Raw genomic sequence first — 24,946 nt, 5'->3', positions numbered from 1 at the left:
CAGGCGGAACGACCATGTTCGATCTCGACGACCGATGGCAGCTACACCCCCGGGTGGCGCTGCGCCCGGAACCGTTCGGTGCTTTGCTCTACCATTTCGGCACCCGCAAACTCTCCTTCCTGAAGAGTCCGCGGATCGTCGAGATCGTGCGGTCACTGCCCGCACACCAGTCCGCGCGGGCGGCCCTGGGGGCCGCGGGCATCTCGGCGGAGAATTCCGCGCAGTATGTGAAAGCGCTGACACAGCTGGTCGATTCGGAGATGATCATCGAGGCGCCCGCCGCTGCTACGCGGGCGCCCGCCGCCGCCGCTGCTGTGAGCGCGGCACCGTCGACGGCGGGGGTGGTCCCGCCGTCCGACGCGGCGGTACCGCTGGTCGATCGGTTCGAATCCGGTCTGGCGGCGCCGATTTGCCTCACCTGGGAACTGACCTACGCCTGCAACCTGTCCTGTGTGCACTGCCTGTCCTCGTCCGGCCGGCGGGATCCGCGCGAACTCAGCACCGAACAGTGCAAGGCGCTGATCGACGAGTTCGAGCGCATGCAGGTGTTCTATGTGAACATCGGCGGCGGCGAACCCACGGTGCGCCCGGACTTCTGGGAGCTGGTCGACTACGCCACCGCGCACCACGTCGGTGTGAAGTTCTCCACCAACGGAGTTCGGATCACGCCCGAGGTGGCCGCCCGGCTGGCCGCGAGTGACTATGTCGACGTACAGATTTCGCTGGACGGCGCGGACGCGGCAGTGAACGACGCGGTGCGCGGGCCGGGTTCGTACGCGATGGCCATCCGCGCGCTGGAGAACCTCGCCGCGGCGGGTTTCCGCGACGCGAAACTGTCCGTCGTGGCGACCAGGCACAACATCGGTCAGCTCGACGAGTTCCGGGCGATCGCCGAAAAATACGGCGCGACTTTGCGATTGACCAGGCTGCGGCCGTCCGGCCGCGGCGCGGACGTCTGGGACGACCTGCATCCGACCCAGGAGCAGCAGCGGGTGCTCTACGACTGGCTGCTGCGCAACGGCGAGGGCGTGCTCACCGGCGACTCGTTCTTCCACCTGTCCGCGTTCGGTCAGGCGCTGCCCGGGCTGAACCTGTGCGGGGCGGGACGGGTGGTCTGCCTGGTCGACCCGCTCGGCGACGTGTACGCCTGCCCGTTCGCCATCCATGACCGGTTCCACGCTGGAAACGTGGTGGCGGACGGCGGTTTTCGCACCGTGTGGCAGGAGTCCGAGCTGTTCGCGGAGCTGCGTGCGCCCAGCGGTGGCGGCGCCTGCGCGTCGTGCAGCCACTACGACTCGTGCCGCGGCGGCTGCATGGCGGCCAAGTTCTTCACCGGCTTGCCCGCCGACGGACCGGACCCGGAATGCGTCCAGGGGTACGGTGAGGCGGCGCTGGCCGATCCGGCGCGGCTGATCCCGCGCTCCTCGGTCGATCATTCGCGGCGGGCGACACCGCGCACCGGCGCACGCAAACCCGCGCCCGTGCCGTTGACCCTGTCGGTGACGCGCCCGAGCGGATTTTCACCTGAACGTCGCCCGGCGCGCGCCTGTGACGAGAGTCCGCTGGCTTAAGCGATGGCAATTGCCAGTCGTGTGCTGACGAACGCGCGGCAGTCGAGTTCCGGTTTCGACCGGCCGATTGCCGTCGCGTTGCCGAATGCTGGAATCGTGTGAAATGCGCCGCGCCAACTTTGTCGGCGATATCCGTCGCGGCGCGCCGGCGGTCCCGATTCGTGCGGAATTCTGTCCTTTTAACCGGACTGATGATGCTTGTTCGCGAATCTCCGCCTAGCATGCCAGGAATGCGCCATGATCGCCTGCCCGACGGATTCGGGGTGCGGATTGATCCACGGGTACGCGCATACTCCGGAGGACGAGTGCTGATCGGCGGTTCCCCCGCCCGGTTGCTGCGACTTGCCCCGGAGGCCGCCGAGATGATCGGCGACGGGTACCTCGAGGTGACCGGGCCGAAGTCCGCGACCGTTGCCAGACGGCTGCTCGACTCCGGTGTCGCGAACCCGCGTCCGCGCCTGCTGCCCTCGCCCGAGGACGTCACCGTCATTGTGCCGCTGTACAACAACCCGGACGGGCTGGCCCGGCTGCTCGCGGCGCTGCGCGGCCACAACGTCATCGTGGTCGACGACGGCTCGGACCAGCCGGTGCACATCCCGCGCGATCGGGGCACCCGCTGCCGGGTCACCGTGCTGCGCCACGATCAGCGGCAGGGTCCGGCGGCCGCGCGCAATGCCGGATTGAAGGCCGCGACAACCGACTTCGTCGCCTTCCTGGATTCCGACGTGGTGCCGCGCAGCGGCTGGCTCGAGGTGATGCTCGGGCACTTCAGCGATCCGGAGGTGGCGCTGGTGGCCCCGCGGATCGTCGCGCTGGACCCGGAGTCCAACGCACTGGCCCGCTACGAGCACACCCGCTCCTCGTTGGATCTGGGCAGGCGTGAGGCGGCCGTGCAGTCGCACGGGCTGGTGTCCTACGTGCCGAGCGCCGCGCTGCTGGTGCGTCGCCGCGCCTTGCTCGCGCAGGACGGCTTCGACGAGTCGATGCAGGTCGCCGAGGATGTCGATCTGTGCTGGCGGCTGGAGCAGGCGGGCTGGCGGTTGCGTTATGAGCCCGCGGCCCATGTCGCGCACGACCACCGCGTGTCCTTCCGCGCCTGGTTCGGCCGAAAGATGTTCTACGGCACCGGTGCCGCGCCGCTCGGCGAGCGGCACCCGGGGATGGTCTCGCCGCTGTCGCTGCCGTCGTGGACCATGCTGGCGGCCTTCCTCTTCGCCACCAAGTCCAAGTGGGGCCTGCTCGGCGGGCTGGTCACGCTGGCGACCGCGCTGGTGCGACTACGCCGGGTGTTCGCCGAGCTGGACAACCCGACGCGGATCGCCGCAATCTACCTCTCGCGCGGCTTCTTCGCCGGGCTGTGGCGGCTGGCCTCGGCGATGTGCCGGCACTACTGGCCGGTGACGCTGCTCGCGATGCTGGCCTCCAGGCGAATTCGGCGCATCGCGATCACCATGGCGGTCGCGGACGGCCTCGCCGACTGGTTCACCCATCGCGACGCGGGCGGCCTCGATCCGGTGCGCTATGTGGCCTACAAGCGGCTCGACGATATCGCCTACGGCACCGGGCTCTGGGTCGGTGCCTTCCGTGCCCGCAGCCCGGAATCGCTGAAACCCACTGCGCCGTCGCACTGATTCGCCCACGGCTCGATCGGACGGCGGATGACCGACACGCTGATCGTCGGCGGCGGTACGGCGGGCTGTGTGCTCGCCGCGCGGCTGAGTGAACACCCGGACCACACCGTGCGGCTGCTCGAGGCAGGCCCGGTGTGGCGCGCACCCGCCGAGGTTCCGGCGCGACTGCGCGATGCCACGCGGCTGCCGGTCGAGGCGGACGCCCCGTGGTTGTGGCGCTATCCGATTGCGCTGGCTGCGGCGGACAGTGCCGAGCAGACCGGAAACATCGTGCGCGGCAGGGCGATCGGCGGTTCGAGCGCGGTGAACGGCAGCTATTTCGTGCGCGCCGGGCCCGCGGATTTCGCGGCGTGGAGCCAGGTACTGAATGGCGCGAACACTTGGTCCTTTGATGCGGTGCTGTCCGCGTATCGCCGCTCGGAACACGATCTGGATTTCGGTGACCGGCGCTGGCACGGCCGCTCCGGCCCGATTCCGGTGCGGCGCACCGCCGATCCGATACCGCTGAGCGAGGAATTCGCCAACGCCTGTGTGGTCGCGGGATTTCCGCTGCTTTCCGATTTGAACGCGCCCGGCGCCACCGACGGTGTGGGCCGGGTGCCGTGCAATATCGCCGACGGGGTGCGCACCAGTACCGCGCTCGCTTACCTGTTGCCCGCGCTGAATCGGCCGAATCTCACCGTGCACGGTGATACTTCGGCGCTTCGCATTGTTTTCCGGGGCACCCGTGCGATCGGCGTCGACGTGCTGCGCGCCGGTCGCACCGAAACGGTGTGGGCCGATCGGATCGTGCTCAGTGCGGGTGCGATCGAAACGGCGGCGCTGCTGCTGCGTTCGGGTGTCGGCGATGCCGAACAGCTCCGAGCGTCGGGAATTCCGGTGGTGCATCCGGCCCCGGTCGGCGCCTGGTGCACCGACCATCCAGAAATCGGTCTCGAATATCGCATGCCCGCACCGGCGCGGGCGGCCGTCGCGTTGGAATACGCACTGGCAGTGGACGACCTCGAATTCCGGCCTTATACGGTCGCTTTCACGCCGGGCACCTATCGGCTCGGGGTGGCGCTGATGCGACCGGAGTCCGCGGGCACGGTGCGGCTGCGTGCGCCCGACCCGGCGACCCCGCCGGATATCCGGCTCGGTTATCTACGCGCCGAGCGCGATCGCGCCCGGCTGCGCACCGCGGTCGACCTCGCGATGGACCTGCTGCACGGCATGTCGGCGCAACCGCGTACGGATCCGATGCCACGAACGCCCGCACAGGCCGATGCCTGGCTGCGCGCGAACCTGGCGACCTCGCAACACCTGTCGGGCACCTGCCGCATGGGCCCACCGGACGATGAGCGAGCGGTCGTGGACGAACGCTGCCGGGTGCACGGCGTCACCGGCCTTTCGATCGTCGACCTGTCCGTCGTCCCGGTGCCGCTGAGTCGTGGGCCGCAGGCGACGGTGGTGATGATCGCCGAACACGCCGCGACTCATCTCACCCCCTGAGACGAGATCCGGCCCGCGACGTAGCGAACTGGTCGACCGTCCCGGTGTTTAAAGGAAAACGCCCCCATTTATTGGGGCAAGCGCCTAATGTTCGCCATGCCTGCCCGCAGGGGCATCGGCCAGCTGTTGTTTTGCCGCTCGAGGAGGCTCTGGTGCTACATACGGAGTGGCACTGCGGCATGCCCGGTGAGCTGTATCCGTCGGGGGTACAGCTCACCACAACCGGTCCGGCCCAGCGCCGTTCGGCGCGGCCGCCGCTCCCGACTTCGTCACCCGGCTCGATCCGCACCGGCTTGTGTCCCGAACCGCCGGAAATGTCGGTCGCCCCCAGTAGGCTGAACCAAGCAGCGGCCGAACCGGATCGACGGTTCCACGACGCCGAAGGCGGGCAGCTGCGTCAGGCTTCGCCGGTGCCGGACTCAGGGAAGGTTCGGCACCGGCGGGGATTCCGGCCGCGATGGCCGTCGCATACTTCGTCGCACTCGCCACAGTTCCGCCCGTCCGGGCGACGCTCGTCTGCCGCGCACACCCGCGCGCGACGCGGAGCCCCCGCGGATCGTGGCGCTCCTTTCACGTTTTGGCGCGATCGCGCCCGCAGCACCCTGCGGGAGCGCGCCGTGGCACCCGACCCCCGAAAACCCTGACCCGACCAGGAAGCTAGGAAACCGGATGAACAACCCCTTCGACAACGACGACGCCCAGTTCTACGTCTTGATCAATGCCGACGGCGAGCACTCGTTATGGCCTATTTTCGCCGCCGTACCGGGCGGCTGGACGATCGCCTACGGGGCCGCGGCCCGCAAAGCGTGCCTGCACTACGTCGAAACCCATTGGACCGATATGCGTCCCAAGTCACTCATCGAAGCCGGGTCGAACGAAACCTCCTGAGGTAGCGCCGAACCCGAAAAACCACCCATATAGGCGGGGTGCGTCGGCTCCCATCCCCCCTGCCGGTCGACGCACCTCGCCCCCTACTCGTACTCTGCTGCGCCCCAGTGCATCATGTACGTATGACGAATCAACGGATCACCCCCACGCTGCCGGAGACGTTGATCGCAGCCGCCCGTCGCTGGGAGTCCGGCCGCCCGACACCCGCGCAGACACAACAGATCAGCGGTTGGCTCACCGGTGTCATGCACCGCGCCCGCCCGCAGGATGCAACGAATTCATAACGGCCCTGGACGGTTCGTCAGGCCCTGGTCCGGGACGCCTCGAGCACCGACCGGGCGTGCTGGCGCCAGCCGGTGACCGCGCGCCCGCGAAAGCCGGACAGCGCGGTGTCGAACTGCTTGGCGCGCTTGGTGACAGTCAGTCCGATATAGGTGTTGTTCCCGGTGATCGCTTGTGTCGCAATGGAACACGCTTCGTCGATCTCACCCGCGGTCAGCAACGCGGTGGCGTGCTCGAAGCGAACGAGCGCGGGCTCCATTGTTTCTCGCGGGTCGTACAGGGTGAGGGCGCGGGCCGCGGCTTTCGCGGTTTCGCCGGCGCGGCCGAGTCGCGCGTTACCGATCGCCTGATAGAAGGCGAGTTTCTCCGGGCGATAAGAAAAAATGCCAACCGTAAGTTCTTGCTGGTCAATATCTTCCAATGCGCGCGCGGATTTCTCGATGCACCGCGTGAACTGGTCGGCATTTCCGAGGCTGGCGTGCGCGCGGGCCGCCATTCCCCACAGCCAGGCCGCCGCGGGTCCGTGTGCCGGATTGTCGTCGAGCCGCCCGCCGAGCAGGTTCAGCACTTCCTTCGGTTTGTCGCTGTAGGTCGGCAGATACGCGAGACCGGCCAGCGCGATATCCTCCGAGTACCGGTCGCCGATGTCCTGCGCGGCATGGATCGCCGTGCCGTACCACATCCGGGCTTGTCCGAAATGTCCTTCGTTGAACAGGATTTCGCCGACCACGTTGGCCAGTCGCCCCGCCGTGCGGACCAGGCGGACCTGGTGATGGGTCGCCTGCCGCTGGGCGAGCGCGCCACGGACCGTGCGGAACTGCTCCAGCGTGGGGTGCAGCAGTTCGTGCGGCGGTAGATGCACCACCCGTTTGCCGAGTTCTTCGGCCGAGTGCTCGAGCAAGCCGAGCCGCCGCTCGCTCATCGACCCGGCATCCAGGGTGGCCAGCATCTTCTCCGGCTCGCTCGCGATCAGCTCGGCGGCCCGGCCGGTCAGGCCCGCGCCGATGCAGGCCAATAACTCTCGCCTTCTCACGTCGTCATCCTCGACTTCCTTGTCGAGCCCGATGTCCCTACCGAGCTGGGTGTGCGGATCGGGCGCCGGGTCGGAGTCCGCGAGGTCGAAGCCGGAGCCCCGACCTGCCGTGACAGTCCGCTCGAAGCGCGCGACGACGGCCGGATCGGCATCGGACACGACCTTGTCCAGCAGACGCTGGCTGGCGGCATGCATCCGATTCGTCCGGCCGTTTTCCCACAGGACAACGGTGCGCGGGGTGACGCCCACCAGACGCGCGAATTCGTACCGGCTTCGCCGCATCGCGGCGCGAAGCGCACGGACATCCTCGCCCGTCCAGTCGATCTCAACCATAGGTCCCGCTTCCTCGCACCAGGCTGATACAAACGGAAACTACCCGCAATTACCGCATTCGGGACTGTTATCCACCGAATCGCAACGTGCACGCTGAATCACGCACCCGGCGCCGGGGTTCTGCCCAAACCCTCACGAGGGCGCCGGCATTCCGGAATCCAGCGCGCGGTCCCGGCACGGCCTGATCCATCCGTGTCGAGCGTGATTCCGGTTGGCGCCTTCGGTGCCGGGTGCACCGACATTGCATGGAGGTGAACAATGCCGCATTTCCCCCGGTATCGCGGGGAATTGTGGTGCGCGCAAAGCGGTCCCGGCAATCATCGAGCCGCGAAAAACAAAACTGGACAGTCTCCGTCGAGACTGTCCAGTTTCGGGGAACGCGCGCGACGGTGACTCACACCGCCGCGGCGAGACTTTCGAATTCTTTGTCGGTCAGTGTGATCCGCGCGGCCTCGGTGTTCTCCTCGGCGTGCGCGACACTGGACGTCCCCGGGATCGGCAACAGCACCGGCGAGCGCCGCAGCAGCCAGGCCAGTGCCAGCTGTGCGGGCGAAGCACCGTGCTCCGCGGCGATGGCATCGAGCGGACCGCCGGGCGCGGCCAACTTGCCGGTGGCGATCGGGTACCACGGGATGAACGCGATGTTCTCGCGTTCGGCGTAGTCCAGCACGTCCTCGTCGTCGCGGTTGGCCAGGTTGTAGAGGTTCTGCACCGACACGATGGTGGCGATCTCGCGCGCCTGCGCCAGCTGCGCGACGCTCACCTGGGACAGGCCGATGTGCCGGATCTTGCCCTCCTGCTGGAGCAGCGCCAGCTCGCCGAGCTGGTCGGCCAGCGGCACCTGCGGATCGATCCGATGCAGCTGGTAGAGGTCGATCCGGTCCAGCCCGAGGTGGCGCAGGCTGAGTTCGGTTTGCTGACGCAGGTATTCGGGCCGGCCGACCGCCCGCCAATCGCCGGGGCCGCTGCGGGTGAAGCCGCCCTTGGTGGCGATCACGAGGTCGTCGGGGTACGGGTGCAAGGCCTTCCGGATGAGCTGCTCGCTGACGAACGGGCCGTAGGAGTCGGCGGTGTCGATGAAGGTCACGCCGAGTTCGACGACCCGGCGCAGCACTCGCACCGCCTCGTCGGGATCGGCCGGATCACCCCAGACGCCCGGACCGGTCAGTTGCATGGCGCCGAAACCGAGCCGATGGACGGGCAGGTCTGCGCCGATCGCGAAGGTCCCGGACGCGGCGGCGGGCCGGGCGTTGAGGTCGGTGCTCATATGATGCGGTTCCTTCCGAGGGGAATTACGCGAAAGCGGACGAGCCTTACTGCGGGTCAGACGTGACGACGTCACTATCGCGACCAACGTCTCGACCCCGCCGGTGATTCCCGTGGCCGCTCAGGCAAGCTTCTTCAGCAGCTCCGCGGCGACCGGTGCGGACGACGCCGGATTCTGGCCGGTGATCAGGTTGCGGTCCACCACCACCTTCGGCGCCCACGGCTCGCCCTCCTGGAAATCCGCGCCTAGTTCGACGAGCCGGTCCTGAAGCAGCCACTTGGCCTTGTCCGCGAGGCCGCCCTGCCGTTCCTCGGCATTGGTGAAACCGGTGAGGGCGTAGCCGGTGAAGGCGTTGGTTCCGTCGGCGTTCGTGGCGGCGAGCAGGGCGGCCGGACCGTGGCAGACGACCGCGAGCGGTTTGCCGGATCGCAGTGCGGCGGTGAGGAGTTCGCCGGATTCGCGGTTCACCGCGAGGTCTTCCATCGGCCCGTGCCCGCCCGGGTAGTAGACCGCGTCGTAGTCGGCGAGGTCGACCTGGGCGAGATCGGCGGGCCGCTGCAATTCGACGGCGTTCGCGAGTGTTTCGGCCCGTTTGTCGGCGATGTCCTGACCGCCGTTGTACTCGGCGGCCAGGCTGCCCTTGTCCACCGGTGGCACGAGACCGCCGGGCGTGGCGACCACGATCTCGTGGCCAGCCGCTGTGGCCGCCTCGTAGGGCACCGCGAACTCCTCGGCCCAGAAGCCGGTGGGATGCAGCGTGCCGTCGGCCAGGGTCCAGTGGTCGGCACCGGTCAGTACGAACAGTATTTTCGCCATGTCTCCGACCCTAGGTACGGGCACGGAAGGTGGCCAATGGGATCGCCGATATCAGGCATCGGCATTTCGATGGCTGCGGCGCTCGGCGAAGACCGTGCGCGCCACCGCGATTCCGTTCAGCGCGGCCGGGAAGCCGGCGTAGCCCGCCATCTGGATCAAGACCTCGACCACTTCCTGCTCGCTGCCGCCGACGTTGAGCAGGCCGTGGATATGCACGCCGAGTTGGGGTGCGACGCCGAGGGCGGTGCACATCGCCACCGTCACCATTTCGCGGGTCTTCAGGTCGAGCCCGGGCCGGGCATAGATATCGCCGAAGGAGAACTCGACGAGCAGCCGCGCGAAATCCGGGGCGATGTCCTGCAATGCGGCGACGACCTGCTCGCCGGCTTCGCCGTCGATCTCGGACAGCGCCGCCGTGCCCCGCTCGAACCGCGCACCCGCCGGAGCCGGTTCCGGCGCGGGCTCGCCGGGCAGATCGGTACGGGCGGCGAAGACCTCTTTCGCAGCCGTGAGTCCGTTCAGCGCGGCCGGGAATCCGGCGTAGACGCTGGCGTGGATCAGCACCTCGACGATCTCGGTGCGGGTGCAGCCGACGTTGAGCGCGCCGTTGATATGCCAGCGCAGTTGCGGCGCGGCGTGCCCGAGTGCGGCCAGGGCGCCGACCGTGGTCAGCTCGCGTTCGCGCAGGGTCAGGCCGGGGCGGGACAGGATATCGCCGTAGCCGAACTCCACGGTGATCCGGCCCAGGTCGGGTGCGATATCGCCCAGACTTTCCAGCACCGCGGGACCGTCGGGTCCGCCGATCTCTTTGAGCAGTGCCAAGCCGCGCTCGAAACGGTCGTTGTCCCCGGTGGGCTGTTGGATCGTGGTCATGGGAGGACTGTAAAAGGTGGAGTGCACTCCAACGCAAGCCCTCGCGGGCGCTTTCTCATCCTCGAAGGGGACAGCGCCTCAGGGGCGATCTCCGGGTTCGTCCCGGATGTGCGTCCACCGATGACTTACCTACCGTTGCGGGTATGCGCTTCGCACCGCTCGTCGCCGCCTTCGCCGCTGCCGCACTGCTTGCCGGGTGCTCGTCGGAATCGTCGCCGGGCCCGGAGCAACCGCCGTCGGACAACAGGATTCGTGAGGTGCAGGAGAACATCGACAAAATCGTCGCGGCGGGTGGCGTCGGCGCGATCGCGACCGTCACCGGTGACGGTAGGACCGCGGTACTCACCAGTGGCGAGTCCGACACCGCGACGCACGCGAAGATGCCCGCCGAGCCGCTGCAGCGCACCCGGATCGGCAGTATCACGAAAACCTTTACCAGTGCGGTGATTCTGCAACTGGTCGCGGAGGGCAAGGTCCGGCTGGACGAGCCGATCGACACCTACCTGCCGGGCCTGCTGACCGGACCGGGCATCGATGGGCGGGCGATCACGGTACGCCAGGTCTTGCGTCATCAGAGCGGGCTGCCCGAACTCACCAAGGATCCCCGCGTCGACGAGTACCGGGCGGCGCTGGAGAACCGCACCATGACCGCGGCCGAGGAGATCGCGATCGCGCTGACCATGCCCGCCGATTTCGCGCCCGGCGCCCGCTACGAGTACAGCAACACCAACTACATCGTCGCCGGGATGCTCATCGAAAAAGTCACGGGCGCAAAGTATGTCGAGGAACTCGAGTGGCGGATCCTGATTCCGCTCGGGCTGTCGGACACCTACCTGCCCGGTCCCGGTGAGCGGGATATTCGCGGTCCGCACCCGCAGGGTTACGACGAGATCGACGGCGTGGTCACCGAGGTGTCCCGCATCGAACCGTCGGTGCCGTGGGCGGCCGGCGCAATGGTGTCCACCGGTACCGACCTGAACCGCTTCTTCACCGCATTGCTGGCCGGGAAAGTGGTGCCCGCCGCTGAATTGCAGCAGATGCGGGCCGGTGTGCCGATGGGCGACGAGACCATCGACATGTCCTACGGGCTCGGCGTCGGATCGATCCGATTGTCTTGCGGCGCAGAATATGTCGGGCACAGCGGTGGTATCTACGGCTTCCTGACGCTGTCCGGCGCGACCCCGGACGGCCGGGCCGTGACTTACACCTTCAACAAAGCGCCGAAGTCCGAACCCGATTTCATCGACCTGCTCAGCGACGCGCTCTGCCCGTGAGTCCTGTCTGATCGAGGGGTCTCCGTCGTCCGGGTGGTGCGCCGCCCGGACGACGGTGTCACGCTCAGATCAGGTTCTTGTGCTTGTGGATTCGGTGCCGCACGTCGGCCATGAGGGCGTGGGTCCCGCCGTGCCGGACGAAGCGGGGGATGAATCTGTTGACGAAGGCGACGAAGACGAACAGGTGCTCGAACCGCCGTTGATCGGCGGCGGTCCACTCGACGCGGAGCTGTTCCCGGAAAACGGGTGCGAGGAAGCCGATGGTCAAGAACTTCAACAGGTTCCGGAACGGGAGCCGCAGATACCAGTGGATCATGCGCAGCTCGAGCAGGTCGTCCAGGTAGCTCCGGACGAATTCGTCGATCGCGACCCGAGTGCATGCTTCGTTCCAATACCGATCGAAATCCGCTCGGGTGGCGGGCCACATCTCCTCGGTCACCTGCAACGTGGTGCCGAGGGTCGACGACGTGGCGTAGAACGCCTCTGCCTGCTCGTCGTTCATGCGGCCCTGGAGCAGCTGATAGGTGTCCTCGAAACCGATGTAAAGGCATGCGGCGACCCATAATTGGAGATCGCGGTCGAACGCGTTGTACTTCACCGCGGCGCCCGGAGCCGAATGTACTTGCCGATGCGCGACGTTCACCGCCTCGCGATACGCGAGCCGTTCCGCTTCCGTGCCGAGAATTGCCACGGCGAGGTACTGCGTGGTGGTCCTGGCCCGCTTCCAGGGATGTCGCATCAGCGCCCCGGATTCGACCTTGCTCTCGGCGACGCCGTAGCCTACGCCGGGCCGTGCCATCTGCATCGCCACATTGGCCGCTGCCCCGGCGAAGGACCAGAAGTCCAGCGCGTCGGTCAGTGTGATCGGGCGTTTGCGGACCGGTCGATGCGCGGAGCCGATCGGGATTCTGGTGCGTTCTTTCGGCAGCGGGGCGACATCGTGCTGATCGGGGGAGTGGGCGGCGGCGGTCATAGGGAGTCCTTCCCAAGGCTGGATCGACTCGGCATCCCGATAAAGAAGCTGTGAACTACAGATAACTTAAGTCGCCTGCGGTCTGTCGTCAACGTACCGATGTGCGTGCAATTATCCGTTTCGGAACCGGCTGGCAATCTTCGCCAAACCCTTCCATTGAGTCCGGAATCGTGCGTAACATAGCCGCCCATACCGGACCGCACGGCGGCCGGCCACATCCAACGGCGGATCTCTGCGGGCGCTCGTGTGGGGCCGGTGACGTTCGGTCGGCACGCGAAAGGACACGCATGCTCGAGAAGCTGGATCGGCTGTTCAGCTACGAGATGAAGGTCTCGGAGTTCCTCGGGACCCTGATCATTCTCGCCGTTCCCTACGGGCTGATCGGCCTCGTCTGGACGCTCACGCACACCAGCCACCTACGGAATATGCACGGCATCGACGTGGTCGTGTCGTTCCTGGGCTCGATCGTGTGCTGGCCCGTACTCACCTTCTCGAATGTGTGCATGACCTGATGATGATCCTGGTTCGGCTGATCGACGTGCTGGTGCTGGCTGTGCAGATCCTCGGTGGACGCCGGCGGGTGCATCCGGTGCTGCGCCTCGGGCTCTGGCTCGCCGTGCTCAGCTCCGTCGCGGCGGGCACCGCGGTGCTCGGCCTTCTTCTCGTCCTGCTCGAGCGGCAACTGAGCGGTACCGCCTGAGGCCGGAAAGGCAATTCTTGTGACCATCACCGAACGACCGCCCGACCGGACCGATCTGGAAAAGGCCGTCGACGACCTGCGCGGCCTGTGGCAGCGCCACCCGCAACGGTCGCTGGAAACCCTCGGCAGGCAGGTGCGGCTCGGTCGCGACGCCGTCGTCGAGATGATCCGTGCGCTGGTGGCTCGCCGCTTCCCGTTCCAGGAATTCGTCAAGCAGTGCGCGTTCATGGCCAACGTCTCCGCGGCGCCGACGGTCTTCGTCGCGATCCCGGTGGCCGTCGTGGTCTCGATCCAGTTGGGCGCGTTGGTGAGTCAGGTCGGGGCGACCACGTTCATCGGCGCGGTCAGCGGTCTCGGCATCATCCGGCAGGGTGCGCCACTGGTCACGTCGCTGATGATCGCCGGTGCGGTCGGCTCGGCCATCTGCGCGGACCTCGGCTCGCGCACCATCCGGGAGGAGATCGACGCGATGCGGGTGATGGGCGTCGATCCGATCCGCCGGCTGGTCGCGCCGCGACTCGCGGCCGCGGTACTGGTCAGCATGCTGCTGTGCGGGTTCGTGGTGTTCGTCGGCTTCGCCACCGGCTACTTGTTCAACGTCTATGCGCAGGGCGGCACTGCGGGCTCGTTCATCAGCACCTTCGCCTCCTTCGCCGTGGCGAACGACCTGATCGTCGCGCTGGTGAAGGCCGCCATTTTCGGGGCGCTCACCGCGATCATCGCCTGCGATATCGGGCTGCACACCAAGGGCGGCCCCGGCGGGGTCGCGAACTCGGTGAACGCGGCCGTGGTCAATTCGGCGCTGATGCTGTTCGCCACCAACATCATCATCACCCAGGTGTACAACACGCTGTTCCCGGCGAAGGTGCTCTGAGATGGGTTCGCGGTACACCCCGCCGGCGCTGCGACCGCTGCGGCTGATCGGCGCGGCCGCGCAGGGACCCGTGCGGGCCAATCAGCGGGCCGGGCATCAGGCCATCACGTTCGTCGCGGCGATCGCGGCGATTCCGTTCGCGCTGAAGCACTATCGCAAAGAGGTACTGCGGCTCACCGCCGATGTGGGCTGGGGCAACGGTTCGCTCATCGTCGGCGGCGGCACGGTCGGCGTGGTTGTCATCCTGTGCGGCTTCGGCGGCATCACCGTCGGGATGGAGTCCTACACCGCGCTGAACCTGCTCACGATGAACCCGCTCACCGGCGCCATCTCCGGTTTCGCCACCACCCGCGAGATCGGGCCGATCCTCGCGACGCTGGCTTTCGCCATCCAGGCGGGCTGCCGCTTCACCGCGCAATTGGGCGCGATGCGTATCTCCGAGGAGATCGACGCGCTGGAATCCATTGCGATCCGCCCACTTCCGTATCTGGTGAGCACGCGGATGATCGCGGCGACCCTGACCATCGTCCCGCTGTACAGCGTCGGCCTCGCGGTCGCGTATCTGATGACGAAGCTGTCGGTGCTGTTTCTCGGCGGCACCTCGGCGGGTACCTACGACCACTACTTCTTCCAGTTCCTCAACGGCGCCGACGTGTTCTTCTCGGTGCTCAAAGTGATGGTGTTCGTGCTGATCTCGACGTTCCTGCAGTGCTACTACGGCTATGTCGCCACCGGCGGTCCGGAGGGCGTCGGACACGCGGCGGGCCGGGCCATCAAGATGGTCATCGTCGTTATGGTATTCGCGAACCTGTTTCTGACACTGGCGATCTGGGGCATCGACCCTGGCTTCCGGATCTCGGGATAGGGGCCGCGATGCTCATCGACCCCAGTGGACGCGGTCCGAGCGCGCGGCAGCTCTCGCTCGCCGGACTCGCGTTGACCGCCATCGTGTTGGTGCTGCTGTACCTGCTCGGGTTGCGCTACACCGGCCGGTTCGAGGACAAGGTCGGCGTCGTCGCGTTGCTCACCAGCACCGGGGACGGCCTGCCCGCGCACGCCGACGTGAAGTTCCGCGGCATGATCGTCGGTTCGGTCGCCGAGGTGCAGGTCGTCGCGAAGGGTGAGCGCCAGCGCGCCGAACTCGACTTGAAACCCGCTGTCGCCGGGATGATCCCGGCGCAGGTCACCGCGCGGGTGATCCCCAGCAATATCTTCGGCGTGACGGCGATCGAACTGGTGGACAACGGCCGCGGCACCGCGACCTTGCGGGCGGGGGCGGAAATCCCGGAGGACACGAGCGAGGGGACGGTTCAGTTGCAGACCACGCTCAGCGTGCTGCGCGACGTGCTCGACCACATCCAGCCGGAGAAGCTGGGCCGGGTGCTCGCGACCCTCGCCGACGCGCTCGATCCGGCCGCGCGGGTACCCGGCTCGACCATCGAACGGTTGGACCGCTGGCTCACCGAGGTGCACGCCGTTCCCGGCGTCGGCAACCTGCTCGGCGACCTCGGCCGGGCGGCCACCGCGCTGAGCGTCTCCGCACCCGACCTGGTGGGTGTGCTGTCGGATTCGGTGACCACCGCCCGCACGCTCACCGAACGGCGGGAACAGCTCGTCGCCTTGCTGACGAACGCGGGCGGCGCGGTCGATTCGGTGAATGCGCTGTTCGCGCGCAATCCCGACGCGGGCAAGGAGGTGGTCTCCGGGGTCGGTGAACTGTTCGGCAGCCTGGCCCAGGACCCGTCGGCGCTGCCGGAGACCGCGGCCAATTTCAATGTCTCGCTGCAGAAGCTGCGTTCGGTCTTCTCGTTCGGGCCGAGTCGCCAGATGGTGTGGAAGATGGACGTGTCGTTCACGCCGTTCCAGCAGTACACCGCGGCGGACTGTCCGCGGTACGGCACCATGTCCGGGCCGCGCTGCGGTGGCGCGTCGATTCCGGAAGTCGCACCGCCGCAGGAGTTTCCGGATCAGCAGCAGCCGGGGTGGCTGGACGCGGCCGGGCCGAAGCCGGTGCTGCCCACCATGCCGGTCCTCCCCACGATCCCCGGGCTGCCCATGATCCCCGGACTCACCGCGCCCGCCGCGGCGAAAGACGACGCGCCGCATGCCGATTCCGGTGGGTTACGTGGCACGTCCGCGGTGGCCGCGATCGTCGGTGGTAGGCCGAATGCCGCGCAGTACCTGCTGTTGACCCCGCTACTGGTCGGCGGAGCGATGTATCCGGTGAACGGGGTCGGCAAATGATGAGACGCTCGGGCAAGGCGCTGATCGGCTTCAGCCTCTTCGCTGTTCTCGCCATCGTGCTCACCTACACCATCTGGTCCACCCTGCAGCGATCGGTTTCCGGCGATACCGATTCCTATTCCGCGACCTTCTCCGATGTGCTCGGCCTTCGGGTCGGGGACGACATCCGGATGGCGGGCGTGCGGGTCGGCCGGGTGGATGCGATCGACTTCGATGGGGACTACCGAGCGCGCGTCGAGTTCCGCATCCAGCAGCGGCAGCGACTGACCACCACGACGAAAGCCCTGGTGCGCTACCAGAATTTGATCGGGCAGCGCTACATCGCGCTCGTGCCCGGCGCCGAGGCCGGGCAAATGGTGCCGAGCGGGTCGGCTATCCCGCTGGAACGCACCGAACCGTCGTTCGACGTGTCCGGGCTGCTGTCCGGGTTCGAGCCGCTGTTCAGCGTGCTGCAACCGGATCAGATCAACGCGCTGTCGGAGACCATGATTCAAGCCCTGCAAGGCAACAACGTGTCGCTGAGCGCGCTGATCACTCAGGCCGCCGAGCTGGCGGGCACCTTCGGGCAGCGGGATCAGATTCTCGGTGACGTGATCAGCAATCTGAGCAGCGTCATCGCCGGCCTCGCGCACCGCAGCGGCGAGCTGGAAACCCTGATCACACAGGCACGTTCGCTGGTCGAGTCGCTCTACGCGCAAGGCGAATCGCTGAAGAGTTCCGTGCAGCAGGTGGCCACCTCGACCGACTCGCTGGTCCAGCTGATCGGACAGGTGAAGCCGAATATGGCTCGGGCACAGCGTGACGCGACCAGCGGTGTGGCGCTGCTGCTGCTCAACGGGGCCTCGCTGGATCAGGCGGCCGTCGAACTGCCGGATCTGCTCAACGGCGTGGCCAGATTCACCAGCTATGGCGCCTACGGCAACGCCTACATCTGCCGACTGGACGTGTCGCTCTGGGGTGTGCTGCTGCCGCCGGGGCTTTTCTCCCAGGTCGGCGGCAATTCGCAATCGGAGGTGTGCCGATGAGGAACCGGTTCCGCAGACTGGCCGGACGCGTCCGGCTACCCCGCAATCGGCTGCTGTGGCTGGGTTTGCTCGCGGCCGGATCGGTGTTCCTGCTGCTCGTCGGCTCCAGCGCGCTGTCGCAGGCCAGGCTGGGGGATCGGACCATTCAGGCCGAGTTCGCACAGGCGGCCGGGTTGCGTGCGGGCGCGTCGGTGGACGTCTCCGGTATCGAGGTCGGTTCGGTGCGCGCGGTGCGGCTCGACGGCGCGAAGGTCGTGGTGGATCTGCGGGTGCGCCGCGATATCCGGCTCGGTCCCGATGCGCGCGCGGCGATCAAGATGACGACCATCCTCGGCAAATTGCATGTCGAGCTGGTGCCGGGGAACGGAAAAGGCCTGCCGGGCAACCGGATCCCGATCGCCAACACCACGGTGCCGTACAACCTGGGCAAGGTCGTCCGTGATCCGGTGTACAAGTCGTCGTTCGAGCGCATCGAGCGGATCGATCCGGCCAAGCTGCGCCAGTCGCTCGATCTGCTGACCCGGCAGATGGGCGATTCGCCGCAGCTCACCGTCGAGGCGTTGAACAGCATCGGCGCGCTCGCCAAGGTGATCAACGATCGCCGCGACGAGGTCGATGTGCTGCTGAAGAGCATGGACCAGGTGGCACAGCTGGTTTCGGACAATCGCAACAGCGTGCTGCTGTTGCTCACCCGGGGCGAGGCGATCGGCAATGCGGTGGCGCAGCGCCAGCAGCTGCTGAAGTCCTTGCTGGACAACGTCGCCGAGCTCTCGCGGCTGCTGCAGGAGATGGGGCTGGAGAACAACGATCAACTCGGCCCGCTGATCCAGAGCCTGAACACCATGTCGGAGGGCTTGGAGAAGAACCGGGACAACCTCGACTCGCTCTACGAAATCATGCCGGTCGCCTTGCGGCAGTTCAACAATGCACTCGGCAACGGCCCCTACGGCGACGTGTGGGCGCCGTGGGTCTTCCCGGACAACTGGCTGTGCTTCGCCGGTGCGGTACAGGGGTGTAACTGATGAAGATAGGTACTTTCTGCAAAACGGCGGTGCTGTGCTGGATAGCCGCGATCGCGTCCGGTTGCTCGCTGTTGCCGGACAGCCTGTCCGGGCTGCCGGACCAGTATCTCGGGGAGCACCTGCGGATCAGCGCCGATTTCGAGAACGTGGCGGGCCTGTACGCGGGTAACGATGTCGCGATTCTCGGCGTTCCGGTCGGCCGGGTCGACACGGTCACCGCGCGGGGCAGTTATGTCGAGGTCACCATGTCCATCGACAAGAACGTCAAGGTGCCCGCGGATGCCATTGCGGCGCTGGTCTCCCCGCAGTTGATCACCAACCGCCACGTCGAGCTGGCGCCCGCGTACGAAGGCAGCGGACCGGTGCTGGCCGACGGGGCGCACATCCCGCTCGAGCACACCAGGACCCCGGTCGAACTCGACCGCATCCTGGACAACTTCGACCAGCTCGGCAAGGCGCTGAAGGGGGACAACGAGACCGGGCCGATGGCGAGCCGGGTGCTGTTCCCGCTGCTGGACGGCAACGGCGACAAGCTACGGCAGACGCTGGACGCGATGTCGGCCGCCTTCGAGGTCAGCCTGGCCAACGGCGACCAGATCTCCAACACCATCGTGAAACTCAACGAGATCACCCAGATCATCGCCGAGAACGACCAGACGGTGCGGGATTTCAGCGGACGGCTGACCGAGCTGGTCGAGTTGATGGGCGCGCAGGCTCCGGGACTGCAGGCGGTGCTGACCCAGCTGAACGATTTCGTCACCAACACCTCCACCGTGGTCGGCGCGAACCGGGAACAGCTGCTCGGCGCGCTGACCCGGTTCACCGCGCTCACCGGGCAGATGCGCGCCAACGCCCGCTCGGTCATCGAGATCGCCGACGTCACACCGCTGTTCTTCCAGAATCTGGACAACGCGACCAGCAAAGAACACCAGGCGCTGCGGTTGCACGGCCTGCTGGACAAGGCGGTGCTGGACGGGGAGGCGCTGTCGGTGTTCTGCGAGCGGGTGCAGATGCGCCTGGATGGCTGTCGCACCGGCAAGATCCAGGACTTCGGCCCGGACTTCGGGCTCACCGCCGCGCTGCTGGGACTCACTAAATGAGCAGGCGGGCGTTGGCGGCGCTGGCGGCGGCGGGAGTGCTCGCGGGCAGCGCGGGCTGTGCGGTGACGGTGGACAACGTGCCGTTGCCCAAGCCCGGCATCGGCGGTCCCGGCTACACCCTGCACGCGATATTCCGGGACGCGCTGAATCTGCCGGCGAACGCGCACGTCAAGATCGGCGGCACCGATATCGGCATGGTCTCCGCGATCAGCACCACCAACTTTCTGGCCGACGTGGAAATGCAGATCCGTCAAGACATTCAGCTGCCCCGCGGTACCACCGCCGAACTGCGGCAGGCCACCCCGCTCGGCGACATGTTCGTCGCGATGACCCTGCCGTCGAAGCAGGACACCGCCGAGCTGCTGCGCCCGGGCGACACGATCGCGCCCGAGCACACCGCGACCGGCGCCTCGGTCGAGCAGCTGATGATGTCGATCTCGTTGCTGCTCAACGGTGGTGGCCTCAACCAGGCCGCCCGGATCACCACCGAGATGAACTCCATGTTCGGCGGCCGCGCCCCCGAACTGTCGCATCTGATCACCGAGCTGACCGACGTGCTGAGCGCCCTGAACCGGCGCACCGCCGATGTCGACAGCGTGCTGTCCGGCATGTCCACGCTGACGGGTGAATTGGCCAGGCGCAAACAGGAATTGGGCGCTGCCGCGGATACGTTCCCGCCACTGATCGGGCTGGTGGCCGAGAACAACAAGGCCATCGCCGATCTCACCGCGAAGATCTCGGTGACCATGGCCGCGCTCGGCGACTTCACCGACACCACCGGCCCGGACTTCCTCACCCTGTTCGACAGCATCCAGCGGCTGATGTCCGGATTCGCGCAGATGGGCGACGATCTCGCGGGCACGCTGGACGGACTGCACGCGGTCTATCCCTCGGTCATGGCCAGCCTGGACGGTCCGACACTGGCCGTCGCGGCCACCGTCTCGTATCTGAGCATCGGCGCGCTGACCGACCCGAAGGGCAGCCGGGCGCCCGAACTCGGTGACGTACCAGCTTTCATCGGCAGTCTGGCCCAGGTGCTGGAGAAGGTGCTCGGCCGGCTGCAAGGTGGTACCCGATGACCATTCCGTTGTGGCAGTGGCTGGTTCGCCATCGCATCGCGGTGGCGAACATCGGTCTGATCCTGGTGCTGCTCGTCGGCGCCTCCTATCTCGGGGCGGCGGTGCTGCGAATCAACCTGCTGCCGAACACCTATACGGTGCGGGTGGAATTGCAGAACTCCGGCGGGCTCGCGGCGAACAACGATGTCAGCTTCCGCGGTGTCCGGGTCGGCCGGGTCACCGAGGTGCGCATCTCGGGTGACGGCGTCGCCGCGATCGCCGAAATCGACAAGACCGCACGGATTCCGGTCGGCGGCACGGTGGCCGTGGGCCGGTTGTCCGCCGCCGGGGAGCAGTACCTCGACTTCCGGCCGGACACCGACAGCGGACCTTATCTCCGTGACGGCGCGGTGGTCGACCGGGCGCGGACCACCGTCCCGGTGACGGTGCAGTCGGTGCTGTCGAGCATGAGCGGACTGATCGGCGGGCTGAACCCGGCGCGCTTGAACGTGATCATCGATGAACTGGACAAGGCGCTGGCCGGCGGACCGGATCGGTTGCGCAACATGATCTCCGGGATCAGCCGGGCGATGGCCGGGCTGACGGATCTACTGCCGCAGACCAAACAGCTCATCGAGAACCTGCAGGTGATCGCGGAGACGACGTCGCACGCGCAACCCGATCTGAGCACCCTGACCACGGGGTCCAGTGCGCTGTTCCAACAGCTCAGCGCTGCCGACGCCGAAGTGCGCAAGTTCCTCGAACTCGGGCCGGGCCAGCTCGCCACGCTCGGCGGCATCGTGCGCGATACCGAGGATCCGGTGACCAACCTGGTCACCAACTTCGTCGCGATTACCAAGGCGGCAAAGCTGCGCGCGCCCGCCATCGCCGCGCTGTTCCCTGCGCTGCGCGCGGGATCCGCGGCGATCGGTGTGCCCGCCCACGACAACGCCTATCACACCCTGATCGACCCATGGCCCCGGCCGAGCTGTGACTACGGCACCGTGCCGGTGGTCCCGACGACGAAGACCGTGGACACCAGGGTGCGGCTCTACAACTACTGCACCACCGACAACCCGGCGTTGCAGGTTCGCGGCTCCGCGAACGCACCACGACCGAATGTGCCGGACAACGGCTCGGGTCCGCCTCCCGGCGTCACCGGTGACGAGCTGTCCCGTCCGGCGCCTGGGAGATAGGAGCTCAACCGATGTCCGATAACGATGTGACCGATGAGCCGAATGCCACTGTGCCCGAAGAGGTGCCGGGCGAAACGACGTCCGTCCCGCCGAAGCGTTGGCGGCTCGGCCGGTCCGGTCGGCTCGCCCTCGAGCTGACGGCGGCGGTACTGCTCTGTGCCGCAGTGATTTCGAGCATCGTCTTCTTCGTCCAGAACCGGGGCAACAAGGCCGTGCTCCAGGCCAACGCCGACGCGCGGACCGCCGCGTGTGCCTACGCCCCGGTCCTGGCGGATTACGACGCCAAACAGCTCGACCCGTACTTCGCGGCGGTGCTGGCCGGGGCGACCGGCGACTGGAAGAAGCAATTCGACAGCACCAGCAAGGAATTGCGCGAGGTGCTGACCCAGGGCGAAGTGGTGTCCAAGGTGAACGACGTGCAGTGCGCGATCAAGACCGGCGATCAGAACTCCGCCGAGGCGATCGTGGTGATCGGGCAGACCATCACCAGCATGGGCACGCAGGGCAAACCCGCGCCGGGCCAGCTGTCCATGGTCATGCGCCTGGAGAAGGTCGACGGGCACTGGCTGGTGAACAAGGTCAACTCTCCGTTGGCCCCGCCACCGGCGCAGCCGTAGTCAGCCGGATTCGTTGCCGAACAACACGACTCGCATCAATTGCCCGACCCGCTGCTGCGAGCAGCACGGGTCGTCGGAGCCGAAGCGCTGACCCAGATCGACCACCAGCGCCAGCGCCGTGTGCACCAGCAGCCGTGCTTCGGCGGGCGACAGCTCGGGACGCATGCCGACGAGCAGCTTCGCCCATTCCTCGACATTGAGGCGCTGGATGTTGCGCAGCACCGTCCGCTCGTCCGCGGGCACATTGCTGATCTCGGCGTAGTACACGAAGGTCAGCTCGCGCTCGGCGAACGACCCTGCGACGTACAGCTCGATCAGCGTCGTCAGCGCCTGTCGTGGACTGTCCGCCGCGGCGACGGCCGGACCGATCGCGGCCGAAACCCGTTCCGCGGCACGGCGGAACGCGGCCGCGAGGATATCGCCTTTGCCACGGTAGAAGCGATACACCGCCGACGACGCGGGCAACCCGGCGGCGGTGGCGATGTCCTCCACGCTCACGTTCGGGTACCCGCGCTCGTGGAACAGCTCGATGGCGCGCACGAGCAGTAGCTCGTGTTTGAAGGTGAGCGGAATCTCCACTGCCGCAACGGTTTGCCGCTGGTCCGTGATCGCGGGCAGCGCGCCCGCCGCAATCGCCCGGCAGGCGGTGCCGAGTAGGGCGTGCAACGCGCGGGCAGGCAGCGACACGTGGTGATCGCCGATGCTGCTGAGCGCGCTCAGGACGGCGGCGGACAGTACCGCGCAATCGGGTTTGCCGAGCTCCGGTCTGGTCGCCGCGATCAGCGCCTTCAGTCGCGAATTCACCATGGCCAGTTGGTCATCGAGGATCGCGGCGTCCTCGTCCTCGAGGTAGCGGCGCTGCCAGCGCAGCAGCGCGGCGCTGCGCCGGTTCGTGATCGACGAGGCGATCAGCGCGTCGATGACCTGTTCGAGCCGGGCGGCGGCGGACAGCTGGCGCGCGGTGTCCGGCAGTTGCACCGCGGTCGCGCTCAGCGTGCCGAGTCGCAGCGCCTCCTCCCGGAACAACGCGTATTTGCTGGGGTAGTGGCGATACAGCGCGGCGGAGCTGATGTCGAGCCGGGAGGCGATGTCCTCCATGCTCACGCCGTGATAGCCGAGGGATCCGAACGCCTCGGCGGAGACCGCCGCGATCTGTGCGCGCCGATCGCGGGGTCTGCGCCGGATCGCTCGCGTCGGCGTCCCGTCGGCCGCCTTGTCCGCAGCGCGGCGTTCTTGGGCACCCATGCCGCGATGGTAGCCGAACCCGATGTCGAATCTGAACAGAAGATCACAAAGAACGCGGAATTTCGGGACTTCACCTAGGAATATGTATCGCAGACCGTCCAGAATTTCCGTTAACTTAAGCGACCGGTTGGTCCGCTGGGCAGCGGCTCATTCCGTCGCGGGCCGCCCGAACAGGACCACCTGCATCAGCAGCCGCACCCGCTCCTGGGCCGCCATGGGCTCGTTGTCGAACGCCCGCCCGAGATCGACCACCAGGGCGAACGCGGCGTGGATCAGGAATCGCGCCTCGGCGGGCGACAACTCCGGGCGCACCTCGCGCAGCAGCCGCGCCCACTCTTCGACGCTGAGCCGCTGGATGTTGCGCAGCACCGTGCGCTCCTCCGCCGGCACATGCTGGAACTCGGTGAAGTACACGTAGGTCAGCGCGCGCTCGGCGAACGATCCGGCGACGTACTGATCGATCAGCGCGGTCAGGGCGGCCTCGGGGCCGGCGGCGGTCGCCACCGCCGGCCCGACCGCACCCGAAACCCGTTCCGCGGCACGGCGAAACGCCGCGGCGAGCAGATCGCTCTTGCCGCGGTAGAACCGATACACCGCCGAGGCCGCGGACAGTCCCGCCGCCGTGGCGATGTCCTCCACACTGACATTCGGGTAGCCGCGCTCGTGGAACAGCTCCACCGCTTTGCGCAGCAGCAGTTCGTGTTTGAACGAATCCGGGATCTCCACCACCGGCTGCGGCTCGGCCGGGCGCACGGCGGGCAGGGTCAGTCCGACGATCGGCCGGCAGGCCGAACTCAGCAGCCGGGTAAGGGATTTCACCGGCAGCGTGGCATGGTGATCGGCGATGCTGGTGATCGTGCTGAGCAGTGCCATGCGCAGCACCCGCGTGTCGTCCTCGGTCAGCTCCGGGCGCAATTCGGCGAGCTGGTCGCCGAGCGCACCGAGGACCGTGAGTTGCTGATCGCTCAGCGTGGTCAGATCCTCCGGCTCGAGATAGCGCCCTTCCCAGCGCACCAGGGTGATGGCGGTGCGGTTCTCGATCGTTACGGCGATGAGCGAATCGAGCACCTGGCCCAGTCGCTGCTCGGGCGACCAGGTCGCGGCCTCCTCGGGCAGCTGAACCGACTCGGTCATCGCCCGGCCCACCCGCAGCAACTCTTCGCGGAACAGCGCGTACTTGCTCGGGTAGTGGCGGTACAGCGCGGCCGAGCTGATGCCGAGACCGGAGGCGATATCCTCCATGCTCACGCCGTGGTAGCCCAGCGAGCCGAACGCGGCGGCCGAGGCCGCGGCGATCTGCGCCCGGCGATTCTTCGGCCTGCGCCGGATCTCCCGGGGTGCCGAGTCGCCGGTGCTCGCCTTACGCGCCGTACGGCGATTGTCGACACTCATGTCGGACATCGTACTGATCTGCGCTGGTGGGAAAGGCCATG

Annotated in this window: 24 protein-coding genes; 17 read left to right on the top strand and 7 right to left on the bottom strand. The window is 67.3% G+C overall.

From position 1 onward, the window contains the following. Window positions 1–14 precede the first annotated feature (14 nt). From mftC to O3I_RS45840, 5 genes are all read left to right on the top strand, one after another. Window positions 15–1,571 (top strand): mycofactocin radical SAM maturase, encoded by a 1,557-nt coding sequence (mftC, locus tag O3I_RS38250; protein WP_014988418.1) that lies wholly within the window; start codon window positions 15–17, stop codon window positions 1,569–1,571. Between the two features lie 230 nt (window positions 1,572–1,801). Next, window positions 1,802–3,202: a mycofactocin biosynthesis glycosyltransferase MftF gene (gene mftF, locus O3I_RS38245; RefSeq protein WP_041563134.1), complete on the top strand. Its 1,401-nt coding sequence runs from the start codon at window positions 1,802–1,804 to the stop codon at window positions 3,200–3,202. A gap of 27 nt (window positions 3,203–3,229) precedes the next feature. Beyond that, window positions 3,230–4,693: a mycofactocin dehydrogenase MftG gene (mftG, locus tag O3I_RS38240; protein WP_014988416.1), complete on the top strand. Its 1,464-nt coding sequence runs from the start codon at window positions 3,230–3,232 to the stop codon at window positions 4,691–4,693. 669 nt (window positions 4,694–5,362) lie between these two features. Next, window positions 5,363–5,581, top strand: coding sequence for an MbtH family protein (locus tag O3I_RS38235; protein ID WP_014988415.1), 219 nt, complete (start codon window positions 5,363–5,365; stop codon window positions 5,579–5,581). Window positions 5,582–5,703: 122 nt separating this feature from the next. Beyond that, window positions 5,704–5,865 carry a hypothetical protein gene (locus O3I_RS45840; RefSeq protein ID WP_167829202.1) on the top strand — a complete coding sequence of 54 codons (162 nt, stop codon included), beginning with the start codon at window positions 5,704–5,706 and terminating at the stop codon, window positions 5,863–5,865. Window positions 5,866–5,882: 17 nt separating this feature from the next. On the opposite strand, the gene O3I_RS38230 is transcribed toward O3I_RS45840, so the two are convergent. The 4 genes from O3I_RS38230 to O3I_RS38215 all read right to left on the bottom strand — a co-directional run bounded on the left by O3I_RS38230 (window position 5,883) and on the right by O3I_RS38215 (window position 10,185). After that, the gene (locus O3I_RS38230) at window positions 5,883–7,229 is read right to left on the bottom strand and encodes a helix-turn-helix domain-containing protein (RefSeq protein WP_014988414.1); all 1,347 of its coding nucleotides are present in this window, start codon (window positions 7,227–7,229) and stop codon (window positions 5,883–5,885) included. 394 nt (window positions 7,230–7,623) lie between these two features. Continuing rightward, entirely contained in the window at window positions 7,624–8,496 is an 873-nt protein-coding gene (locus tag O3I_RS38225) for an aldo/keto reductase (protein ID WP_014988413.1), read from the bottom strand. A 120-nt stretch (window positions 8,497–8,616) separates the two neighbouring features. Continuing rightward, a complete protein-coding gene (locus tag O3I_RS38220; RefSeq protein ID WP_014988412.1) occupies window positions 8,617–9,312 on the bottom strand; it encodes a type 1 glutamine amidotransferase domain-containing protein in 696 nt (231 codons plus the stop codon). Between the two features lie 51 nt (window positions 9,313–9,363). After that, a complete protein-coding gene (locus O3I_RS38215; protein WP_014988411.1) occupies window positions 9,364–10,185 on the bottom strand; it encodes a carboxymuconolactone decarboxylase family protein in 822 nt (273 codons plus the stop codon). A 143-nt stretch (window positions 10,186–10,328) separates the two neighbouring features. Between O3I_RS38215 and O3I_RS38210 the strand changes: the two genes are divergently transcribed. Continuing rightward, complete coding sequence (locus tag O3I_RS38210) at window positions 10,329–11,459, top strand: serine hydrolase domain-containing protein (protein ID WP_014988410.1); 1,131 nt, start codon at window positions 10,329–10,331, stop codon at window positions 11,457–11,459. Between the two features lie 64 nt (window positions 11,460–11,523). Here the strand turns inward: O3I_RS38210 and O3I_RS38205 are convergent, their stop codons facing one another. After that, on the bottom strand, window positions 11,524–12,432 hold the full coding sequence (locus O3I_RS38205) for an oxygenase MpaB family protein (protein ID WP_014988409.1): 909 nt from the start codon (window positions 12,430–12,432) through the stop codon (window positions 11,524–11,526). A 287-nt stretch (window positions 12,433–12,719) separates the two neighbouring features. Here O3I_RS38205 and O3I_RS38200 point away from each other — a divergent pair, with 287 nt between their 5' ends. The 11 genes from O3I_RS38200 to O3I_RS38150 are packed head-to-tail and all read left to right on the top strand — an operon-like array spanning window position 12,720 to window position 22,268. Continuing rightward, on the top strand, window positions 12,720–12,944 hold the full coding sequence (locus O3I_RS38200) for a hypothetical protein (RefSeq protein WP_014988408.1): 225 nt from the start codon (window positions 12,720–12,722) through the stop codon (window positions 12,942–12,944). After that, window positions 12,944–13,132 carry a hypothetical protein gene (locus O3I_RS38195; protein ID WP_014988407.1) on the top strand — a complete coding sequence of 63 codons (189 nt, stop codon included), beginning with the start codon at window positions 12,944–12,946 and terminating at the stop codon, window positions 13,130–13,132. The genes O3I_RS38200 and O3I_RS38195 overlap by 1 nt, the downstream gene beginning before the upstream one ends. 19 nt (window positions 13,133–13,151) lie before the next feature. Beyond that, window positions 13,152–14,006, top strand: coding sequence for an MlaE family ABC transporter permease (locus tag O3I_RS38190; RefSeq protein ID WP_014988406.1), 855 nt, complete (start codon window positions 13,152–13,154; stop codon window positions 14,004–14,006). A 1-nt stretch (window position 14,007) separates the two neighbouring features. Further along, a complete protein-coding gene (locus O3I_RS38185) occupies window positions 14,008–14,871 on the top strand; it encodes an ABC transporter permease (RefSeq protein ID WP_014988405.1) in 864 nt (287 codons plus the stop codon). 8 nt (window positions 14,872–14,879) lie between these two features. After that, complete coding sequence (locus O3I_RS38180; protein WP_014988404.1) at window positions 14,880–16,250, top strand: MlaD family protein; 1,371 nt, start codon at window positions 14,880–14,882, stop codon at window positions 16,248–16,250. Next, window positions 16,250–17,275 carry an MlaD family protein gene (locus tag O3I_RS38175; RefSeq protein WP_014988403.1) on the top strand — a complete coding sequence of 342 codons (1,026 nt, stop codon included), beginning with the start codon at window positions 16,250–16,252 and terminating at the stop codon, window positions 17,273–17,275. Before O3I_RS38180 ends, O3I_RS38175 begins: the two co-directional genes overlap by 1 nt. After that, complete coding sequence (locus O3I_RS38170) at window positions 17,272–18,297, top strand: MCE family protein (RefSeq protein ID WP_014988402.1); 1,026 nt, start codon at window positions 17,272–17,274, stop codon at window positions 18,295–18,297. The genes O3I_RS38175 and O3I_RS38170 overlap by 4 nt, the downstream gene beginning before the upstream one ends. Continuing rightward, entirely contained in the window at window positions 18,297–19,397 is a 1,101-nt protein-coding gene (locus tag O3I_RS38165) for an MCE family protein (RefSeq protein ID WP_014988401.1), read from the top strand. The genes O3I_RS38170 and O3I_RS38165 overlap by 1 nt, the downstream gene beginning before the upstream one ends. Continuing rightward, window positions 19,394–20,476, top strand: coding sequence for an MCE family protein (locus O3I_RS38160; RefSeq protein ID WP_014988400.1), 1,083 nt, complete (start codon window positions 19,394–19,396; stop codon window positions 20,474–20,476). The genes O3I_RS38165 and O3I_RS38160 overlap by 4 nt, the downstream gene beginning before the upstream one ends. Continuing rightward, window positions 20,473–21,651, top strand: coding sequence for an MCE family protein (locus tag O3I_RS38155; protein WP_014988399.1), 1,179 nt, complete (start codon window positions 20,473–20,475; stop codon window positions 21,649–21,651). The genes O3I_RS38160 and O3I_RS38155 overlap by 4 nt, the downstream gene beginning before the upstream one ends. An 11-nt stretch (window positions 21,652–21,662) precedes the next feature. Further along, window positions 21,663–22,268 (top strand): hypothetical protein, encoded by a 606-nt coding sequence (locus O3I_RS38150; protein ID WP_014988398.1) that lies wholly within the window; start codon window positions 21,663–21,665, stop codon window positions 22,266–22,268. Here O3I_RS38150 and O3I_RS38145 read toward each other — a convergent pair whose 3' ends face one another. Both O3I_RS38145 and O3I_RS38140 read right to left on the bottom strand, forming a co-directional pair. Then, on the bottom strand, window positions 22,269–23,513 hold the full coding sequence (locus O3I_RS38145; RefSeq protein WP_014988397.1) for a TetR/AcrR family transcriptional regulator: 1,245 nt from the start codon (window positions 23,511–23,513) through the stop codon (window positions 22,269–22,271). A 147-nt stretch (window positions 23,514–23,660) separates the two neighbouring features. Further along, a complete protein-coding gene (locus O3I_RS38140; protein ID WP_014988396.1) occupies window positions 23,661–24,905 on the bottom strand; it encodes a TetR/AcrR family transcriptional regulator in 1,245 nt (414 codons plus the stop codon). Window positions 24,906–24,946 lie beyond the last annotated feature (41 nt).

The sequence above is a fragment of the Nocardia brasiliensis ATCC 700358 genome (genome assembly GCF_000250675.2).
GTDB classification, from domain to species: domain Bacteria; phylum Actinomycetota; class Actinomycetes; order Mycobacteriales; family Mycobacteriaceae; genus Nocardia; species Nocardia brasiliensis_B.
The sequence above is the reverse complement of the archived record's forward strand: the minus strand, read 5'-3'. Positions and strand labels throughout refer to the sequence as shown.

Bases quoted from the DNA above. Each gene is read 5' to 3' on its own strand.
- mftC (WP_014988418.1), top strand. From the start codon at position 15: ATGTTCGATCTCGACGACCGATGGCAGCTACACCCCCGGGTGGCGCTG.
- mftF (WP_041563134.1), top strand. From the start codon at position 1,802: ATGCGCCATGATCGCCTGCCCGACGGATTCGGGGTGCGGATTGATCCA.
- mftG (WP_014988416.1), top strand. From the start codon at position 3,230: ATGACCGACACGCTGATCGTCGGCGGCGGTACGGCGGGCTGTGTGCTC.
- O3I_RS38235 (WP_014988415.1), top strand. From the start codon at position 5,363: ATGAACAACCCCTTCGACAACGACGACGCCCAGTTCTACGTCTTGATC.
- O3I_RS45840 (WP_167829202.1), top strand. From the start codon at position 5,704: ATGACGAATCAACGGATCACCCCCACGCTGCCGGAGACGTTGATCGCA.
- O3I_RS38230 (WP_014988414.1), bottom strand. From the start codon at position 7,229: ATGGTTGAGATCGACTGGACGGGCGAGGATGTCCGTGCGCTTCGCGCC.
- O3I_RS38225 (WP_014988413.1), bottom strand. From the start codon at position 8,496: ATGAGCACCGACCTCAACGCCCGGCCCGCCGCCGCGTCCGGGACCTTC.
- O3I_RS38220 (WP_014988412.1), bottom strand. From the start codon at position 9,312: ATGGCGAAAATACTGTTCGTACTGACCGGTGCCGACCACTGGACCCTG.
- O3I_RS38215 (WP_014988411.1), bottom strand. From the start codon at position 10,185: ATGACCACGATCCAACAGCCCACCGGGGACAACGACCGTTTCGAGCGC.
- O3I_RS38210 (WP_014988410.1), top strand. From the start codon at position 10,329: ATGCGCTTCGCACCGCTCGTCGCCGCCTTCGCCGCTGCCGCACTGCTT.
- O3I_RS38205 (WP_014988409.1), bottom strand. From the start codon at position 12,432: ATGACCGCCGCCGCCCACTCCCCCGATCAGCACGATGTCGCCCCGCTG.
- O3I_RS38200 (WP_014988408.1), top strand. From the start codon at position 12,720: ATGCTCGAGAAGCTGGATCGGCTGTTCAGCTACGAGATGAAGGTCTCG.
- O3I_RS38195 (WP_014988407.1), top strand. From the start codon at position 12,944: ATGATGATCCTGGTTCGGCTGATCGACGTGCTGGTGCTGGCTGTGCAG.
- O3I_RS38185 (WP_014988405.1), top strand. From the start codon at position 14,008: ATGGGTTCGCGGTACACCCCGCCGGCGCTGCGACCGCTGCGGCTGATC.
- O3I_RS38180 (WP_014988404.1), top strand. From the start codon at position 14,880: ATGCTCATCGACCCCAGTGGACGCGGTCCGAGCGCGCGGCAGCTCTCG.
- O3I_RS38175 (WP_014988403.1), top strand. From the start codon at position 16,250: ATGAGACGCTCGGGCAAGGCGCTGATCGGCTTCAGCCTCTTCGCTGTT.
- O3I_RS38170 (WP_014988402.1), top strand. From the start codon at position 17,272: ATGAGGAACCGGTTCCGCAGACTGGCCGGACGCGTCCGGCTACCCCGC.
- O3I_RS38165 (WP_014988401.1), top strand. From the start codon at position 18,297: ATGAAGATAGGTACTTTCTGCAAAACGGCGGTGCTGTGCTGGATAGCC.
- O3I_RS38160 (WP_014988400.1), top strand. From the start codon at position 19,394: ATGAGCAGGCGGGCGTTGGCGGCGCTGGCGGCGGCGGGAGTGCTCGCG.
- O3I_RS38155 (WP_014988399.1), top strand. From the start codon at position 20,473: ATGACCATTCCGTTGTGGCAGTGGCTGGTTCGCCATCGCATCGCGGTG.
- O3I_RS38150 (WP_014988398.1), top strand. From the start codon at position 21,663: ATGTCCGATAACGATGTGACCGATGAGCCGAATGCCACTGTGCCCGAA.
- O3I_RS38145 (WP_014988397.1), bottom strand. From the start codon at position 23,513: ATGGGTGCCCAAGAACGCCGCGCTGCGGACAAGGCGGCCGACGGGACG.
- O3I_RS38140 (WP_014988396.1), bottom strand. From the start codon at position 24,905: ATGAGTGTCGACAATCGCCGTACGGCGCGTAAGGCGAGCACCGGCGAC.